The sequence below is a fragment of the Corynebacterium nasorum genome (assembly GCF_032821635.1).
Taxonomy (GTDB): Bacteria; Actinomycetota; Actinomycetes; order Mycobacteriales; family Mycobacteriaceae; genus Corynebacterium; species Corynebacterium kefirresidentii.
This window is the reverse complement of the sequence record NZ_JAVBIE010000006.1, coordinates 52439-68390: the sequence shown is the minus strand read 5'-3', so window position 1 is coordinate 68390 and position 15952 is coordinate 52439. Positions and strand designations below refer to the sequence as shown.

Here is a 15952-nt window from a genome sequence, read left to right as displayed (position 1 = left end):
AGTTCCTATCCAGCGCGACGGGCTGCTAGGTCATCGCGCCGGCTATAGCCGTCGGGCCCGGCGTGGGGGCCATCAAAATCGCCGTCTTCCCCATCGTTATAGCGCAGCGGAAGGTGCACAAAGTCAGGGCTTTCGTCATCGATCTCCACGATCACAGCGCCTGGGCGGCGCAAGTTGCGCGGAATCTTCAAAGCTTCATCCTCTGCGTTGCGCACGCCCAAACGGGCGCGGCGCAAGTGGCGCACACGGCGGCGCATCAGGGCTCGCTCCTGACGGACCTGAGCGCGAAGAGCCATCAGATAGACAACGGTGAGCGCACCGGCCACCGCAGCCAACCACCAGGTCCAGCCGCCGGCCACGATCCCCAGGGCCACCGTGAGTACCACGGCCACGGCTAGGCCCAGCAGGGTGCGCTGACGGCGCTGGTAACGAGTAACAGACTTTTCCTTTTCTGCTACCGGGTCCCAGCCGCCACGGCCCATGCGACGCTGCGCGAATTCCATCTCATCCTCGGACAGGTTGGTATCCATACCGGCGTCGTCTGCTGCAGCGGTTTCCATGAGTTCCCCAGAGTCCTCGGCCTCTGCCTTGTCCACGGATACCGGCTCAGCGTCAGCCGTGCCTTCCGAATCGGCAGAATCCTTCTCAGCGACCTCGGCCTTATCTACGGCACCGGGGTACATAAGGTCCACCGGCGAGGTATAAGTCTCGTCGTAGTCATAGGCATCACTCGCCACGGTAGAGACTGCGGGAGCGCTAAAGACCTCTGACTCGGCGGCAGCAATATCGGTAGAGTCATCTTTTGCGGCCTGGTCTGCGGCGTCTTCCTCGTCCTCAAGAAGTACGTCATCGGCATCATCGAATTCGGTGTCGTCACCAACTGCCGCCGTATCAGCCTGCTGGGAGGCTGGGACCGCGACTGCTTGGGGCTGAACTGCAGAATCGTCGCCTTCTACAGTCGCTTCCTCGACCAGTTCGCCGTCGATAGTATCTGCTTCTGGCTGAGTGTCCTCACCAGCTGCGGAGGAAGACGCCGCAGAAAACGCACGGCTGCCGGTACCGAAAGGCTGGGACTTAGCGCGGCGGGCAGCACCGGCAATAGTCACGGAGCGCGAAGAGGGCTTAGTAGCCTCGGCATCCGACTCATCCACGCCGGTGTCTGCGGCCTCTACTACTTCATAGTCCGCCTCGTCCTGGTCCTCGCGGCGGTGCACATCATCGGCACGCAGGCGTGGACGCCGGCGGCCAGCGACCTTGCCAGAATCTCCTTCAAAAAGGACGCGAGTATCTTCAAAGGCCTCACCAGTATGGCTCATTGGGCGGTTATTCCTACCCAGAATCCATGGTGCGAGGACGAAGAGCCACACCACGATGATCGCGATAACCGGCACAGCTGTCGACACGAAAAGGACCTTCCCCTTGAATACAGATGATTACTCCACTCTAAACGGTGAAACCGCACCATAGCACCCCAAATTCCCACAAATTACAATGTTGTGACTTCTGTGAAAATTGAGGTCGAAATCCCAGCAACTGTGGAGCTATTTCACGCCAACCGGCCAGCCTGGCGCAGGCGCTCGACAGCCGTGGAGGCATAGTCTTCTTTAACTAAAGCCACGTAATGGTGGTCCTGCCAGGCACCGTCTATATGCAAATTGCGACGCAAGTATCCCTCGTGTCGAAAGCCATTGGCGGCTAAGACGCGACCAGAGGCAGGATTGCTCTCTAGATAGGTAGCGGTCACCCGGTGTAGGCCCACCCGTCCAAAGGCGTGGTCCACGCCTAAGGCGGTGGCAGCCGTAGCCACGCCGGCGCCGTGGATAGCGGAATAAACCCAGTAACCAATCCAGCAATCGCGAATGCTGCCATGCTGAATATTCCCCAAGGTGATTTGGCCTACGAATTGGCCCTCCACTTCAATGACAAGTGGGACCACCAGTGCCTCACGGGCGGCGGTACGCAGGTACATCAGATGATTCCACCACGCCTGCTGGCTATGCGCCGCCGCCCAAGGTGCCGCTTGGGTCGGCTCGACCGAGCGGAGGAAGCTTTCATCTTCGATACGTTGGCGCCGCCACTCATGCCCATCAGATCGCAGCAGCGGCCGCAGGCGCATCCGCGCCCCCGAAGGGAAGACAGCGGAAGCGGGAAGCCTAACAAAAGGAGTAGATTCCGGCCATCCCGGATGCATGTCATCCGTGGGGCCGGTAGCGGGAAGGCGGAACCTATCCGCCGCAGTGCCGAAGGGATCGAGCATTAGCTACGCTGGGTCAAAAACAACACATCGACCACATCGCCCGGGCGGATTTCCGTTACCTCTTCCGGCACGCGAATCATGGCATTGGCCTCCGAAAGACCGGCCAATAGGTGCGCTGGGGCACCCGCGGCACCGCCCAGCCCTTCCACCAGATAATCCGCGGTTTCCGCATCGCGCATCAAACGAGCGCGGATGAAGCCGCGCCGGCCGGGGCGGGAATCGATGTGGTTCAGCGCGCGGGCACGCACCACACGGCGGTGCGCATTGCGTTTACCCAGTGCCAAGCGAATGAGCGGGCGGATATATACCTCGAAGACCACGAACGCGGATACTGGATTAGACGGCAGCAAGAAGGTAGGAATGCGTTCCTCGCCCACCAGACCAAACCCCTGGACGGAGCCGGGATGCATGGCAACACGAGAGGTATCGATATCACCGAGGTCATCAAGAATCTCACGGATGGCCTCGGCGCCGGCTCCACCAACCGCACCGGAGATGACCAGGACCTCGCTGCGAGCGATGTGCTTTTCCAGCGCTTCGCGGATGCGGCGCGGCTCCCCCTCGGCAATGCCAACGCGATGCACCTCTGCCCCAGCCTCGCGAGCCGCGGCGGCGAGGGAATAAGAGTTGACGTCAAAGACTTGGCCCAGTGCCGGTTCTTGGTCCAAATCAACCAGTTCGCGACCAAAGGAGATGATGGTGATGCGCGGGCGCGGATAGACCAATACCTTAGAGCGGCCAACTGCGGCCAGCAGGCCGATCTGGGCGGGGCCCAAAACCGTGCCGGAAGATACAGCCACATCGCCAGGTTGGATATCGTCGCCTACCCGGCGAACAAAGTCACCGGAGCGCACCGGGCGATGGGCGGTGACGCGCTTGCGGCCGCGGTCGGTCCACTCGAGGGGAAGGACGGCGTCGGCAAGCGTGGGCAAAGGCGCACCCGTATACACACGCACGGCTTGCTTGGGCTGCAGGCGCAACGGCTGCTTGGAGCCGGCCGGAACCTCGCCCACCACAGGCAAGGAACGCTCGACCTCCGGTTGCTGGGGTGCCTTCTCTTCTTCCCCCTCCGCAGCCTGCTCCTCCTGCTCCTTGGGACGGCGGAGCCTTAGGCCGCGCTCGCCTCCAATATCAACGGCGCGCACCGCATAGCCGTCGATGGCTGCCTGCGGAAAGCCCGGCAGGGGCTGGTTTGCTTGCACCTCCTCGGCGCACATTAACCCCAACGCGTTGGAAATACCGATGCGCACCGGCTCCGGCGTGTTCGCCGCATCCGTTACCAGCGCCAACTGGTCATCAACTGAACGCATAAGGTCTATGCCAGCCCTTTCTTCGCTTTCATGTCCTCTGCCCTTGGGAAATCTCCCTAGTTTAGGCCGTGCTCATCCTCATACTCGGCCAGAATCTGCTTAATCGCTTTATACAGCGTGGGGCCATACTTTTCATCGCGCAGACCAAAATCCACATTGGCGGGGATATACCCACCGGGATTTCCCAAATCATGACGCTTTCCTTGGTGGACTACCACGTGCACGGGCTCGCCTTCCTCGATGAGGAGCTCGATGGCGTCGGTAAGCTGCAGCTCGCCGCCCTTGCCTGGCTTAATACGGCGGAGGGCATCAAAAATCTTGCGATCCAATAGGTAGCGACCGGTGGCCACGAGATTAGACGGGGCATCTTCCACCGCCGGCTTTTCCACCATGCCCACGACCTTCTTAACGCCGGGGGCATTGGTATCTTCTACGTCGAAGACGCCGTAGTTATAGGTCTGCTCGCGCGGGACCTCGAAGGCGCACAGCACGCTACCGCCCAAAGCCGCGCGCACGCGAGCCATGTCTGCCATGACGGTGGCAGGCAGCACGATGTCATCTGGAAGCATGACGGCAAAAGAATCCTCATCTTCGCCGAGTACCTCTTCTGCCAGGCCCACCGCGTGGCCCAAGCCCAGTGGCTTTTCCTGCTCCACCGCAACAGGGTGAATGAGCTGATTAGCGCGCTTAACCTTGGCAACCTGCTCGTCCTTGCCGCGGGATTCAAGGGTGTCTACCAGTTCTGGGAAAGCTTCGAAGTGGCGCATGACTTCTTGCTTATCGGGCGCGGTAATCACCGCAAGGCGGCGGGCGCCTACAGAGGCCGCCTCCTCTGCGATGAGTTCAATGCCGGGAGTATCAACAACGGGAAGCAGTTCTTTGGGAACCGTCTTGGTGGCGGGCAAAAATCGGGTGCCCATACCTGCCGCTGGAACTACAACCGTGGTGATTCCGCGGGCGGAATCTTCGCGTTCTATAGCCATGCGTAATAGCGTACAACGCCACATTATTTTCCCGTGCACCGCTACGCCGCGGGGTTATGATTAATTTATGACCTCTTCCATGACTGCTAAAAACGAGCTGCGGGCCCGCTTGGTCCAGGCCCGCCGCGAACTTTCCGCCGAAGACCACGACGCCTTTACTGCTGGCGTGCGTAAGCATCTCGAGTCCGAACTCACCGAGTCCATGACCGTGGCTGCCTACTGGCCTTTGGGTTCGGAGCCGGGCGGCGCCGATTTTGTGCCGTGGCTCAAGGAGCATGTCTCCCGCGTCCTCTTGCCAATTTCCGGCGAGAATGGCACGTTGACCTTTGCTGAATACCGCGGCAAAGAAGCAATGCACGAAAGCGCGATGGGTTTGAATGAGCCCCAAGGCCCAAGCTTTGATAGCAGCGTCCTGGCCGAGTGCGATCTGGTACTCGCCCCAGCCATGGCCGTAGACGCCAAGGGCAACCGCATGGGCAAAGGCGGCGGATACTATGACCGCGCACTAGAGCCACTTCCCCACGGCAAGCCACCGGTCTTCGCCATGGTCTACCCCACCGAGCTGCTAGATGAGCTACCTACCGAGGACCACGACCGCAAGGTCGATGCCGTGGTCACCGCCCACGGCATCACTCGCTTCTAGTTTCCGGGGTACGGGAACCATGAGCGGTTTTGGACAGTCTAAAAAAGTATGCCCACTTCTCATTTTCCCCGCCTCGTTGATACCCTCCGCAGCCCTGGCCACCGCCGCGGCGTACTAGTGCGCCGCGCCATTGCGGTGGCCCTCCTTATTGCCGCGCTAGCCTCGGCCCTTTCGGCGGCCAAGGAGCTACCGCGCGTTCCCGTTTTTAGCCGCGATCTGCCGGCGGGAGCAGAGCTTGCGCTTGCCGACGTCGACCTAGCCCGGCTTCCTGCCTCCTCTATCCCCGATTCTACGCTAACGGAAAAGCCAGAAGAACTAAGTGGCCGCGTTATTACCGCCGCCGCCAACAAGGGCGAAGTGATTACCGGTGCTCGCCTTCTAGGAGAAGATCTTGTCTCCAGCTTGGTGGGTGGCACAGGGGCCGAGGCCGGGCGGATGATTCCGGTCAAACTTGCCGAGCCCGATATCATCCCCCATTTGCATCACGGCGACACCGTGGACGTGGTGACCGCAGTTGAGGCGGGGGCGGCCGCCGCAACCCCTACCGCACGCGTTATCGCCTCAGGCGGACGCGTGGTGTCTACCTCCAGCCCGGAAGGCGAGGCTTCCTCGTCGACCGTTTTACTCGCATTGCCCCAAGATCACGCTAATGATGTTGCCGCGGCGTCGTTAAGCCAGCCGCTCACGGTGGTCATAGTTGGTGATCGCGCTCACCCGCAGCAACACTAGACCTTTTCAGCCACAACAGTTGTGGTCGGTTACCGGCTCCATTAAGGTTTCGCAGTGTCCATGGTTTTTACCTACCGTTAGTTATTCCCAGAAAGGTTGGTGCTTATCACCATGCTCAAGGGCTTCAAAGACTTCATCATGCGTGGCAACGTCATCGAACTTGCCACCGCAGTCATCATCGGTTCTGCCTTTACCGCAATCGTCAAATCCATTACGGATTCTATTATCCAGCCGATCATTAACTCCCTCGGCTCCGCCGAGGTTGGGGCCGTTGGCTTCCAGATCACGGAGGCGAAAAACACCTTTGTGGACTTCGGCGCCGTCATCTCCGCGGCGATCAACTTCCTCATTATCGCCGCAGTAGTCTACTTCCTCATCGTGATGCCGATTAATAAGCTCACCGAGGCCGCTAAGCGCCGCCACGGTGTCGACCCTGAGGCTCCCGCCCCAACCTCCGAGGAGCTCCTGGCAGAAATCCGCGATCTGCTCGAAGCCCAGAATGTCTCCGATACGGACATCCCGGGAACCGGCACTAGCCGTTCCTCCCACGCCGCAGAGGACGCAGACTACGGTTCCACCGGCGGCGGCCGCCACCAGGCCAAGTAGCCTTTCGCTATACGCCTGTCGCTGTTCGCAGCACAAAGCCCGCGGTTTCGCTTCCGAGGAAGTAGGAACCGCGGGCTTTTATCTATCCCTTTACTGAGTGCGTGATTGCACTCTTCTCCTTCGCACTAGCCGCCATAGTGTGGGGGCTGGTTCTCGCGGTAGAACTGCTCATCGCGCTGACCAGACTCCCCTTCTGCTGCGGTGGCCGATTCCGCGTCATCAACGTTAACAATTCGATCCTCATCGACCCCGTGGGCAGCCGATGTGCCGGGCTTATCAGCACTACGGTCATAATCGGCAGCTTCCGATTGACGGAAGACTCTCCGACGATTTTTCCGGAACGTCATAGACTATGCCTTGTGATTACTGAACGCTGGATTGTTGCAGCTGCTCAATGAGGTGGTGCACCAGCGGTGCCAAGGTAGCCATGCCATCGCGAACCGCAGCGCGCGACGAGGCAAGGTTGACCACTACAGTCGAACCAGAAACGCCCGACAAGCCGCGGGACGTGCAAGCATCCACCGCGCCACAGGCTTGACCGGAAGAACGCAGCGCCTGGGCCACGCCCGGAACCATCTTGTCAATGACGGAGCGGGTAGCCTCCGGGGTCTTGTCGCGCGGGCCTACACCGGTGCCGCCTACGGTCAGCACCAAATCCACGCCACCGACCACGGCGGTCTCAATGGCCTGGCGAATCTTGGACTTCTTGGAACGCACCACGATGGCGCCATCGACACGGAAGTTAGCTTCCGCGAGCAACTCACTGACCAACTGAGAGGTGCTATCGGATTGCTCCCCAGGGTGATCAGTGACAATAACGATGAGAGCACGGCGTGGCGCGGCTAGGCTATCCTCCTGCTCGCTCGCTAGCAGGAAGGCATCATCGGGTTCGGCAACATCCATCAAGGAATCGTGCTTGCCTTCGCCTTCCGGTTGCGCGGAGTCGGTCAAGTCCTGCTGCAAATCTGGCATTATTCTCCTTAATTTAAGGCAGTAGGGCCTTTCGGCGGTGTGAGGTACGGTGCATTCAGCACCTAATGAGGTCTTGCACAGTAATTTACTCGCCTGAGAGGGTTACCTCTACCTGACGAGACTCATCCGAGTCTTCGCGTGTAACCTCCAAGGTCACTGTCGCGCCAAAATCTTGCGACCGCGCCGCCGCAATCAGGGCATCGGCATTCTCGATCAAGCGATCATTGACGCGGGTGACGATGTCACCTTCCTTCAGGCCCGCCTTATCTGCTGGGCCACCTGGCTCAACCCCGGCGATACGGGCACCATTGCCGTCGTCACGCGCCAGCACCTTCACGCCTAGGGTCGGGTGAGTGACCTTGCCATCATTAATGAGCTCGTCCGCCATGCGCTTGGCAAAGTTCGACGGGATGGCGAAGCCCAGTCCGATGGATCCGCCCTCCCCGGTGGAATTACTGGACAGCGAAGCAATCATGGAGTTCATGCCCACGATATTTCCGTCCCGGTCCACCAGTGGACCGCCGGAGTTGCCCGGGTTGACCGCGGCATCAGTCTGAATGGCGTCAATCAAGGAAGACTCGCCGCCTTCTTGGGAGGCGCGCACTGGGCGGTTTTTGGCAGAAACGATACCGGAAGTCACGGTCGCATTAAGGCCCAGAGGAGAGCCCACGGCCACAACCTCCTGTCCCACGGCGACGGAATCAGAATCACCGAACTGCAAGAACGGCAGGTCTTTGACATCCTTTATCTTCACAATGGCCACGTCAGTATTCGCATCGGAAGCCACCACGTCAGCATCATGCTTGCTGCCGTCGTTCATGGTCACCTGCATCATGCCGCCGTGCTCAGCGCCTGCAACCACGTGGTAATTGGTCAGCACGTAGCCGTCCGGGGAGATAACGGAACCGGAGCCTTCTGCCCCGCCCGTCCGGGTCATCGTCTGGATAGAAACCACCGCCGGCAAAACCTTGGAGGCTACCTCTTCAACGGAGCCCTTTTCTGGTTCTTTGCCGGTGCTGTTATTGGCCGGCTGGGCCTTGAGCGCCTCATTGACCACTGACGTATCGTTGTTGCCTCCCCCAGAATTCATACCGACCACGGCTCCAGCGATTGAACCCGCGGCGATTGCGGCTACGGCAGCCAAGGCAGTTGCGGCGCCGAGGCCAATCTTTTTCTTTTGTTCCGGTTGCGGGGGCAGCGGGGTGACCATCGGACCTTCCTGGCCCTGAGTATTAAAGCTTTGGGTCTGCGGGCCCTGCGGGTACGGCGCCTGTGAACCTAGCGCGCTGGGATCAGCTCCTTCTGCACCGCCGCGTGGTTGATTCCAGCCTTGTGAATACGAGCCAGTCCCATATTCCTGCGCGTCGGCGTCGCTGCTATAGGGGCCGGCGGTGCCAGCGTTTGGGTTTGGCTGCCCGATGTCTCCAAAGTTCGGACCACCGTGTACCGGCTCGGCCTTACCCGGCCCTTCTTGGGACGCTCCCTCCGGGAAGGAACCATCAAAGCCGCGGTAATCGTCATTCCTCATGTTCATGAGAAAACTATGCCTCACTTCGCTTAGTCAAGACTGTTACTGATCTGCCAACCTACTAGGAATTCCTGAAAGGTAGCTGTATGCGATCACCAGTATAAAAGGCCGCAGCCTACCCTTGGTTAAACCAGCGTTGAGCAAAGATTTCACCGCGATCGCTGGAATCTTCATTGCCGCCCGGCTGCCCCTCATGCGGTTCTGCCAAACCATCGACAAAGATTTCTCCGGACACGGGCTTGCCCGGCAGGACTACTTCCATGCGTGTGCCACCATCATTAGACTCACGGATCTTAATCGTGCCGTCGTGGCGCTCAATCACCGATTTCACGATAGCCAGGCCCAAACCAGAGCCAGGCATAGAACGCGCCTCTGCCGAACGGTAGAAGCGCTCGAAAACCTTCTCCCGCTCCTCCGGCGCAATGCCCGGACCGGAGTCATCAAAGCGCAAGCGCACCTCGTGGGAAGATAGCTGTTCCATGGACACGCGTACCGTGCCAGTAGCCGGCGACCACTTAGCCGCATTGTCCATCAGATTCAACGTAGCGCGGCCCAATGCGAAGGGGTCACCATCCAGCTCCCACGGGATAAAGCGCACCAGAAATTCCACGTCCGGGCGGCGGCGACGGGCACGCTCTAAGGAAGACATCATGACCTCGCACAGGTCCACCGGTTCCGGTTCTCGTTCGTTGCCATCCTCACGCGCCAAGTCAACGAGGTCACCAATCAAGGTGGAGAGTTCGTTCATCTGGGACATGACGTCATCTTCAAGGTCCTTGCGGTCCTCATCGCTCATGCCAAAGCCGCCACCGGCGCGATTAAGCATCATCAAAAGCTCAATATTGGTACGCATTGAGGTCAACGGCGTCTTCAGCTCGTGCCCGGCATCGGCGACGAACTGGGCCTGCTGCGACCGAGACTCTTGCAGAGCTTCCAGCATCTGGTTAAAGGATGTGGTCAGCTGAGCCATCTCGTCATTATTGGATACTTCGATGGGGCGCAGATCATTGGTCTGCGTCACGTAATCCACTGCGCGTTTCAAGCGCGCAATGGGTTGCATGCCGGTTTTGGACACGATGAGACCAGCAAAGATGGCGAGCAAAATGCCAAGCGCAACAATAATCAGCAAAACTGTGCCGAGGATGGCGATGAATTCTTGGGTCGGAGCCAGAGATTGCGCAACGATAACGGTAGAGCCTAGATCGTGGCGTTTGGCCAGAACACGTTCGCCGCCGACCGTACGCACGGAGGTGTCTGTATAGTCTTCCGTCCGATGGAAGTCTCCACCGAGGGGAATAGTATCGCCATAGGACAAGCTCGTTGAGGGCGGCGATAAGGAAACGCGCGTATCAGGGTTATAGGACTTAAATTCTTCAATTTCCTGATCCACGTTGTCGATAAACCGCGGGTCCTGGCTCTTGCGCAACAAGGCATCCGCTTTGGCCTCCAAGCGGTCATCTACGGAGGCAGGCAGGGACATAGATACTACCCAGTACGTTGCCAAGGTCATTACGGCAACGGCTACGGCCACCACAAGGCCAGTAACAGTAGCAAGGCGCCACCGCAGTGGCGCCCGTGAAGCCCAGCTCCCTTGACTTTCAGAGAACTCAGTAAGAGGTGTGGGCTGTGCTTTCCCGGAAGCCACTGCAGGGGAAGCGGGCTTCCTTAAGATCACGGATGAGACTCCCTCAAGACATAACCAACGCCACGGACAGTGTGGATAAGACGCGAGTCGCCGTCTCCCTCCGTCTTCTTACGTAGGTAGCCAATATAGACCTCGAGCGCATTGCCAGAGGTAGGGAAATCATAGCCCCATACCTCCTCCAGAATCTTGCTACGAGAAAGCACCTTGCGGGGATTTTCCATAAGGAGCTGCAGTAGGGAAAATTCGGTACGCGTCAAAGAAATTGAGCGGCCACCGCGGCTTACTTCACGAGTATCAGCGTCGAGTTCTAGGTCTTCGAAGCTAAGCTTGCTCTCCACCGGAGCCTCAGCAGCGATGGAATCTGCGGAAGCGCGGCGAACCAAGGAACGCACGCGCGCCAAGAGCTCTTCCAGTGCGAATGGCTTTGGCAAGTAATCATCGGCGCCAGCATCGAGACCAGCTACGCGGTCCGATACGCCATCGCGCGCGGTCAGCACGAGAATCGGACGGTCCCAGCCTTCGCTACGCAGGGTGCGGCACACCTCAAGTCCATCCATGTTTGGCATCATGACGTCCAGAATCAGCAATTCTGGATTCTCAGAGCGCACCGCCTCCACTGCCTCTAAGCCGTCGCTAGCAGTCAGCACATCGTAGCCGTTGAAACGTAGGGAACGGCGTAGCGATTCACGGACGGGTTGTTCATCATCCACCACAAGGATTTTCATGATCCTAATTATTACTGATGAAACGCAACTTCATGAAGTTATGAGAAATATTTACCCCCATAGCCCCCCAAATAATACTTAAGGTAGCAAAAATCCCCGCTCAACCCTCCTACAGAGAGCGAACGGGGAAAGTGCGAAACGAGCTTAGAACTGCTCTACGTCAACCAGGCCCAGCTTGGCAGCCTTGACCAAGCGGCGCGGGATGCGGACGGTCTGTCCGTCGATGGTGACTTCCTGGAGGGCCACGTTGTCAGCCTTCCACTGGGAACGACGTGCGTGGGTGTTCGCACGGGACTTCTTAAACTTAGGAGTTGCCATTTTCTATTCTCCTCCTTACGCGTTCTTCTTCTTACGGCGAGCCATGCCACCGAAGCGCTGGTTGAAGCGCTCGACGCGGCCGGCGGTATCCATAACGCGCTGTGCACCAGTCCAGAACGGGTGGGACTCAGCGGTAACGTCAACAACGATCAGTGGGTACTCGTTGCCATCTTCCCACTCCACGGTGCGGTCGGAGGAAGCGGTGGACTTAGTCAAAAAGGAGTGACCGGTACCAGCATCACGGAAGACTACCGGGTGGTAATCCGGGTGAATATCTTTCTTCATATATATTCCCTCAGGGTTGGACTACAGGTCGGTTCCACCCACTTATGGAGCGGATCGTGCCCGAGTTGGGACGTACAAATTTCACTCTGCTAACCGCGTGCCGTGCGGCACGGGTCAACAACCTGAATTATCCTACAGTCAACTACCCCAGATGCGAAATCCCCTTCCCGCTCCGACCACTCATTTCACACCAGTTTCTTGTATTACGCATGGCGGCACGCCACAGCCAAATGCCACCCCAAAACCACAAACAGCCCCACTAACCACAGCAAGGTAGCGATTAGGTAATTCGCGCCCAAGGCTGTAAGATTTTCCCTTGCTGTTGTCAAAATATACGTTTTACGCCCCGTCTACTGGCGTTCGACGATGGCGCCGCACCCGCTCACACCTCACTTTTGAGCACTGCCACCCTCACTCGGCAGTCGGCGTTTCATTGTCCATAGCCATGATGTGGGCGGCTAGGAGAAAGAAGACCCATGTCGGCTATTTGCCAGGTAACGGGCCGCAAGCCGGAATTCGGCAAGCAGGTCTCGCACTCGCACCGCCGCACTTCGCGCCGTTGGAACCCCAACGTGCAGCGTCGTCGCTACTACCTGCCCTCTGAGGGCCGTACCATCACCCTGAATGTTTCCACCAAGGGCATGAAGATCATCGACCGCGATGGCATCGAGTCCGTTGTGGCTAAGATTCGCGCACGTGGGGAGAAGATTTAAGTATGGCACGTAACGATATCCGCCCAATCATTAAGCTGAAGTCCACTGCGGGCACCGGTTACACCTACGTGACCCGTAAGAACAAGCGCAACAACCCGGATCGCATCACCTTGAAGAAGTTCGATCCGATTGCCCGCAAGCACGTCGAATTCCGCGAGGAGCGATAATCAATGGCTAAGAAGTCCAAGATCGCTAAGAACGAGCAGCGCAAGGAAATCGTCGCCCGCTATGCGGAGCGTCGCGCTGAGCTCAAGAAGATCATCAAGAACCCGAACACCCCGGATGAGGAGCGCCTGGAGGCTCAGTTCGAGCTGAACCGCCAGCCTCGTGACGCTTCCCCAGCCCGCGTACGTAACCGTGACGCTGCCGATGGCCGCCCACGCGGTTACCTCCGCAAGTTCGGCCTGTCCCGTGTCCGTATGCGCGGCATGGCTCACCGTGGTGAGCTGCCGGGCGTTCGTAAGTCCAGCTGGTAAAGGGGTAATTGCACAATGGCTAATAAGCGCAATAACCAAAAGAAGTTCCGTATGGAGCAGAGCCGTCGCCCGAAGAAGAACCCTTTGAAGGCTGAGGGCATCGAGAAGGTGGACTACAAGGACACCAAGACTCTGCGTCTGTTCATCTCGGATCGTCACAAGATTCGTTCCCGTCGCGTCACCGGTCTGACCCCGCAGCAGCAGCGTCAGGTTGCTACCGCAGTCAAGAACGCACGCGAAATGGCTCTCCTGCCGTTCACCACCCGCTAAACAGTAGCTGGGTATCAACAGCGCACTTTTGCCGCTGGCAAGTGTGACACGGTAAAAGATCCATAGACTATCGCCGCCTCCCTCCTCGAGGGCAGGCGGCGATAGTCGTTTTCTCCCTCTTACTCCCGCCTTTGCACCCAGATATTCAGCCCACGCGGCCAAGGTGTTAGATTTAAAGCATTCGTGCGCCCCGCAGCCGCTGGGGGAAGCACCGGCTTCGCACTAGTGAAAGGCAGTGAGCAATGGCCCTACACCAATCCCTACTCGATCTCTCCGAGCTTGCCCCGCACTGCCAGTCCCGCGCTACGGCCCGCGGGCTGCTCGCAGAGGCCCAAGATATCTTGCGCAATGCGGTCGCTCACCAAGATAATGAGATTGAATTGGCTCACTGGTATTCCCACTTGTTGGTAGATATCGTTCGCTCCCCTGGGGTCAACTCACCGGTACGCCTTACCGGTGCTGCCGCTCGGGGCGACCAGCTGCCATCTATGCCTGTGGAGTGGATTGGCCAGGACTCCGATCTCCAGGAAGTCTTTTCTGATGTCGGCCTCCAGGCTCACGAGGCCGCCGATTCGATTGCCTCGCGCGTCGATGCCGGCCTCCCCCTAGGAAACGGCGGCGAACAAGCACTCCTGGAAGAAGCTTTGACCAAGCGCCCGCCTACTCTGAAAATGGTGGACGGCCTGCCGGACCGAGATGCAGCTGTGGACATCAAGGCGACACTGCTCTCCCCCATTGCAGCTATCGCTCGCTGGGCAGCGCCGGGGCCTCGCCCGACGGTAGATCGCCTGGCGATTGGCGTTGAGCGCGCTGTCCTCACCGCCACCGACGCAGAGTCTTTGGATCTAGCGTGGCGTACCGGCTATGCATTAGAGTTGCGCCGTTGGTACGAGCGCGTCAGTGACCGCCCAGCCACGCTGCGGGATCTTCCGCCGTTGGACCGCACTGCTTATGGCTCGGCGTGCCGTATTGTCTCGGCCGTATTTGAGTCCATTACCCAGCAGACAGAAGAATATAAATAGTCCCTAAGGTGCGGATTCGGAAGCAGTACCTAGTCGGGCATAAGATTGTACAGTTGGTAATTAAAAGCAATTTCTTCTTGTGAAAGGAGGCGTCCCACCGCATGGCAGGCACTGTCGGTAGGCCGCGTAAACACAGCCCGCGGCGCAGGGGAAACAGCGCCCGAGAGGAGATCTTGGACGCCTCCTCCGAGCTTTTCACTACTCAAGGGTTTGCTACTACATCCACGCACCAGATTGCAGATGCGGTTGGCATCCGCCAGGCCTCGCTGTATTACCATTTCCCGTCCAAGACGGAGATTTTCCTTACGCTGCTCAATTCCACCATCGAACCATCCTTGGAGTTGGCCGATGAGTTGGCCGGCACTGATGCCGATCCGGCTCAACGCCTGTGGTCTTTGGTCGCCGCGGAATCACGTCTACTGCTCACCAGCGGCTGGAACGTGGGACGCCTATATCAACTGCCGGTGGCTAATTCTCCGGAGTTTTCCGAATACCACGAATCGCGCGACCGCCTGCAGAATCATTTCCGCTCTACCGCCGCCGCCATTGTGGGCGAGGAGGATCCCCGAGTGGAGCTTCCCTTCCACATTGCGCTATCCGTCATCGAAATGCGCCCCAATAACGGCACCCCTCCGTTCGATGCTTCCCAGTCGGTACCAGAGACTGCAGCCATGCTTGCCGACGCCGCCTTAGCCGTCCTCGGCGCCTCCGTTCCCGATAACGCCGAGGAAACCACCCTCGAGCTATTGAAGAATCGCAACGACTCCATCTCTGCGGCCGCCGCCGCAGCAGCCGACCGCAAGAAGAAGTCGCGCTAACCCCTCACTAGCGCTGCCACGACTCCGTGAACTCTCCCGTGGCAGCCAATCCGCCTCCCTCGCGCACGCTGACGCCGCTCGGGGTCACCACGATAATCGAGGGATCCGCATTGACGTAGTAGTTATTCCCGTCTTGGGTAACGTCGTCCGTTTGGAACTGACCATCAAACATCGACGAGCGATAGAATTTGACTCCACCGCCGGTTTCACAAATGATGACCCTGCCGTCGGGACCAGAGCCGGCGAACAAGGCACGCTCAAAGCGCTGACAGTCGGCGTAGCCGCCATCCAGCCATCCGTACTCGTTGAAGTTGGAAATGTAGTTACCCACACCACTCTTCTGACCCCCGCCGGAAGAGGAAGGTAACTCCTGCTTTTCTGTCTGCGTGACCGTAACTACCGGTGGCTCCTCGGGGGTTTCCTCATCTTTCGTTGCGGTCTCTTGCGCAGCCGTGGTTTCCTCGCCACTCTTCTCTTCTTTATCGGCGTTGTCGACCGTGGTCATTCCACTACCCTGGCCTTTAAAGCTAGGGGCAGCTTCATCCTTGGCGTTGCTGCAGCCGCTGAGCGCGAGGCTGGCGGCCACGAGTGGGACGAACCCCGCGGCGATAAGCGGGCGGAGGCGAGAGCGATAAGACATTAGCTTTCCTTT

The 15952-nt window shown here is 58.9% G+C and carries 21 protein-coding genes; 9 read left to right on the top strand and 12 right to left on the bottom strand.

Translation table 11 applies throughout. The annotated features are described in order from the left end of the window. Positions 1-5: 5 nt before the first annotated feature. From sepX to RAE07_RS06510, 4 genes are all read right to left on the bottom strand, one after another. Positions 6-1403, bottom strand: a complete 1398-nt coding sequence (sepX, locus tag RAE07_RS06525) for a divisome protein SepX/GlpR (protein ID WP_317001567.1) — start codon at positions 1401-1403, stop codon at positions 6-8. Between the two features lie 143 nt (positions 1404-1546). Beyond that, positions 1547-2257 carry a GNAT family N-acetyltransferase gene (locus tag RAE07_RS06520; RefSeq protein WP_023021967.1) on the bottom strand — a complete coding sequence of 237 codons (711 nt, stop codon included), beginning with the start codon at positions 2255-2257 and terminating at the stop codon, positions 1547-1549. Further along, positions 2257-3567, bottom strand: a complete 1311-nt coding sequence (gene glp / locus RAE07_RS06515; protein WP_317001564.1) for a molybdotransferase-like divisome protein Glp — start codon at positions 3565-3567, stop codon at positions 2257-2259. The genes RAE07_RS06520 and glp overlap by 1 nt, the downstream gene beginning before the upstream one ends. 56 nt (positions 3568-3623) lie before the next feature. Next, positions 3624-4550 carry a UTP--glucose-1-phosphate uridylyltransferase gene (locus RAE07_RS06510; RefSeq protein ID WP_317001563.1) on the bottom strand — a complete coding sequence of 309 codons (927 nt, stop codon included), beginning with the start codon at positions 4548-4550 and terminating at the stop codon, positions 3624-3626. A 67-nt stretch (positions 4551-4617) separates the two neighbouring features. Between RAE07_RS06510 and RAE07_RS06505 the strand changes: the two genes are divergently transcribed. The 3 genes from RAE07_RS06505 to mscL all read left to right on the top strand — a co-directional run bounded on the left by RAE07_RS06505 (position 4618) and on the right by mscL (position 6528). Continuing rightward, on the top strand, positions 4618-5193 hold the full coding sequence (locus RAE07_RS06505) for a 5-formyltetrahydrofolate cyclo-ligase (protein WP_023021970.1): 576 nt from the start codon (positions 4618-4620) through the stop codon (positions 5191-5193). Between the two features lie 48 nt (positions 5194-5241). After that, positions 5242-5922 carry an SAF domain-containing protein gene (locus RAE07_RS06500; RefSeq protein WP_317001561.1) on the top strand — a complete coding sequence of 227 codons (681 nt, stop codon included), beginning with the start codon at positions 5242-5244 and terminating at the stop codon, positions 5920-5922. Positions 5923-6033: 111 nt separating this feature from the next. After that, positions 6034-6528 carry a large-conductance mechanosensitive channel protein MscL gene (gene mscL / locus RAE07_RS06495; protein WP_023021972.1) on the top strand — a complete coding sequence of 165 codons (495 nt, stop codon included), beginning with the start codon at positions 6034-6036 and terminating at the stop codon, positions 6526-6528. A 125-nt stretch (positions 6529-6653) separates the two neighbouring features. On the opposite strand, the gene RAE07_RS06490 is transcribed toward mscL, so the two are convergent. From RAE07_RS06490 to RAE07_RS06460, 7 genes are all read right to left on the bottom strand, one after another. Further along, positions 6654-6875 carry a hypothetical protein gene (locus RAE07_RS06490; protein WP_023021973.1) on the bottom strand — a complete coding sequence of 74 codons (222 nt, stop codon included), beginning with the start codon at positions 6873-6875 and terminating at the stop codon, positions 6654-6656. A 16-nt stretch (positions 6876-6891) separates the two neighbouring features. Beyond that, positions 6892-7500 carry a MogA/MoaB family molybdenum cofactor biosynthesis protein gene (locus RAE07_RS06485; protein WP_023021974.1) on the bottom strand — a complete coding sequence of 203 codons (609 nt, stop codon included), beginning with the start codon at positions 7498-7500 and terminating at the stop codon, positions 6892-6894. 85 nt (positions 7501-7585) lie between these two features. Next, on the bottom strand, positions 7586-9034 hold the full coding sequence (locus RAE07_RS06480; RefSeq protein WP_200287938.1) for a S1C family serine protease: 1449 nt from the start codon (positions 9032-9034) through the stop codon (positions 7586-7588). A 109-nt stretch (positions 9035-9143) separates the two neighbouring features. Next, the gene (locus RAE07_RS06475; RefSeq protein ID WP_524535620.1) at positions 9144-10703 is read right to left on the bottom strand and encodes a HAMP domain-containing sensor histidine kinase; all 1560 of its coding nucleotides are present in this window, start codon (positions 10701-10703) and stop codon (positions 9144-9146) included. Then, entirely contained in the window at positions 10700-11398 is a 699-nt protein-coding gene (locus RAE07_RS06470; RefSeq protein WP_023021977.1) for a response regulator transcription factor, read from the bottom strand. The genes RAE07_RS06475 and RAE07_RS06470 overlap by 4 nt, the downstream gene beginning before the upstream one ends. 144 nt (positions 11399-11542) lie before the next feature. Further along, entirely contained in the window at positions 11543-11716 is a 174-nt protein-coding gene (rpmF, locus tag RAE07_RS06465) for a 50S ribosomal protein L32 (protein WP_005279913.1), read from the bottom strand. 15 nt (positions 11717-11731) lie between these two features. Further along, positions 11732-12001, bottom strand: a complete 270-nt coding sequence (locus RAE07_RS06460) for a type B 50S ribosomal protein L31 (RefSeq protein ID WP_005323793.1) — start codon at positions 11999-12001, stop codon at positions 11732-11734. 476 nt (positions 12002-12477) lie between these two features. On the opposite strand from RAE07_RS06460, the gene rpmB reads away from it, so the two are divergent. From rpmB to RAE07_RS06430, 6 genes are all read left to right on the top strand, one after another. Then, entirely contained in the window at positions 12478-12714 is a 237-nt protein-coding gene (gene rpmB, locus RAE07_RS06455) for a 50S ribosomal protein L28 (protein WP_005279911.1), read from the top strand. A 2-nt stretch (positions 12715-12716) separates the two neighbouring features. Further along, complete coding sequence (rpmG, locus tag RAE07_RS06450; protein WP_005279910.1) at positions 12717-12881, top strand: 50S ribosomal protein L33; 165 nt, start codon at positions 12717-12719, stop codon at positions 12879-12881. A gap of 3 nt (positions 12882-12884) precedes the next feature. Beyond that, complete coding sequence (gene rpsN / locus RAE07_RS06445) at positions 12885-13190, top strand: 30S ribosomal protein S14 (protein ID WP_005279906.1); 306 nt, start codon at positions 12885-12887, stop codon at positions 13188-13190. A gap of 15 nt (positions 13191-13205) precedes the next feature. Next, positions 13206-13460: a 30S ribosomal protein S18 gene (gene rpsR / locus RAE07_RS06440; protein WP_005279904.1), complete on the top strand. Its 255-nt coding sequence runs from the start codon at positions 13206-13208 to the stop codon at positions 13458-13460. Between the two features lie 242 nt (positions 13461-13702). After that, a complete protein-coding gene (locus RAE07_RS06435) occupies positions 13703-14482 on the top strand; it encodes a putative nucleotidyltransferase substrate binding domain-containing protein (protein ID WP_023021978.1) in 780 nt (259 codons plus the stop codon). 101 nt (positions 14483-14583) lie between these two features. After that, positions 14584-15300, top strand: coding sequence for a TetR/AcrR family transcriptional regulator (locus tag RAE07_RS06430; RefSeq protein ID WP_023021979.1), 717 nt, complete (start codon positions 14584-14586; stop codon positions 15298-15300). A gap of 7 nt (positions 15301-15307) precedes the next feature. Here the strand turns inward: RAE07_RS06430 and RAE07_RS06425 are convergent, their stop codons facing one another. Then, a complete protein-coding gene (locus RAE07_RS06425; protein ID WP_023021980.1) occupies positions 15308-15940 on the bottom strand; it encodes a hypothetical protein in 633 nt (210 codons plus the stop codon). Between the last annotated feature and the right edge of the window lie 12 nt (positions 15941-15952).

Excerpts from the sequence above, each read along its gene's own strand:
- RAE07_RS06520 (WP_023021967.1), bottom strand. The coding sequence starts at position 2,257 with ATGCTCGATCCCTTCGGCACTGCGGCGGATAGGTTCCGCCTTCCCGCT.
- glp (WP_317001564.1), bottom strand. The coding sequence starts at position 3,567 with ATGCGTTCAGTTGATGACCAGTTGGCGCTGGTAACGGATGCGGCGAAC.
- RAE07_RS06510 (WP_317001563.1), bottom strand. The coding sequence starts at position 4,550 with ATGGCTATAGAACGCGAAGATTCCGCCCGCGGAATCACCACGGTTGTA.
- RAE07_RS06505 (WP_023021970.1), top strand. The coding sequence starts at position 4,618 with ATGACCTCTTCCATGACTGCTAAAAACGAGCTGCGGGCCCGCTTGGTC.
- RAE07_RS06500 (WP_317001561.1), top strand. The coding sequence starts at position 5,242 with ATGCCCACTTCTCATTTTCCCCGCCTCGTTGATACCCTCCGCAGCCCT.
- mscL (WP_023021972.1), top strand. The coding sequence starts at position 6,034 with ATGCTCAAGGGCTTCAAAGACTTCATCATGCGTGGCAACGTCATCGAA.
- RAE07_RS06490 (WP_023021973.1), bottom strand. The coding sequence starts at position 6,875 with ATGACGTTCCGGAAAAATCGTCGGAGAGTCTTCCGTCAATCGGAAGCT.
- RAE07_RS06485 (WP_023021974.1), bottom strand. The coding sequence starts at position 7,500 with ATGCCAGATTTGCAGCAGGACTTGACCGACTCCGCGCAACCGGAAGGC.
- RAE07_RS06480 (WP_200287938.1), bottom strand. The coding sequence starts at position 9,034 with ATGAACATGAGGAATGACGATTACCGCGGCTTTGATGGTTCCTTCCCG.
- RAE07_RS06470 (WP_023021977.1), bottom strand. The coding sequence starts at position 11,398 with ATGAAAATCCTTGTGGTGGATGATGAACAACCCGTCCGTGAATCGCTA.
- rpmF (WP_005279913.1), bottom strand. The coding sequence starts at position 11,716 with ATGGCAACTCCTAAGTTTAAGAAGTCCCGTGCGAACACCCACGCACGT.
- RAE07_RS06460 (WP_005323793.1), bottom strand. The coding sequence starts at position 12,001 with ATGAAGAAAGATATTCACCCGGATTACCACCCGGTAGTCTTCCGTGAT.
- rpmB (WP_005279911.1), top strand. The coding sequence starts at position 12,478 with ATGTCGGCTATTTGCCAGGTAACGGGCCGCAAGCCGGAATTCGGCAAG.
- rpmG (WP_005279910.1), top strand. The coding sequence starts at position 12,717 with ATGGCACGTAACGATATCCGCCCAATCATTAAGCTGAAGTCCACTGCG.
- rpsN (WP_005279906.1), top strand. The coding sequence starts at position 12,885 with ATGGCTAAGAAGTCCAAGATCGCTAAGAACGAGCAGCGCAAGGAAATC.
- rpsR (WP_005279904.1), top strand. The coding sequence starts at position 13,206 with ATGGCTAATAAGCGCAATAACCAAAAGAAGTTCCGTATGGAGCAGAGC.
- RAE07_RS06435 (WP_023021978.1), top strand. The coding sequence starts at position 13,703 with ATGGCCCTACACCAATCCCTACTCGATCTCTCCGAGCTTGCCCCGCAC.
- RAE07_RS06430 (WP_023021979.1), top strand. The coding sequence starts at position 14,584 with ATGGCAGGCACTGTCGGTAGGCCGCGTAAACACAGCCCGCGGCGCAGG.
- RAE07_RS06425 (WP_023021980.1), bottom strand. The coding sequence starts at position 15,940 with ATGTCTTATCGCTCTCGCCTCCGCCCGCTTATCGCCGCGGGGTTCGTC.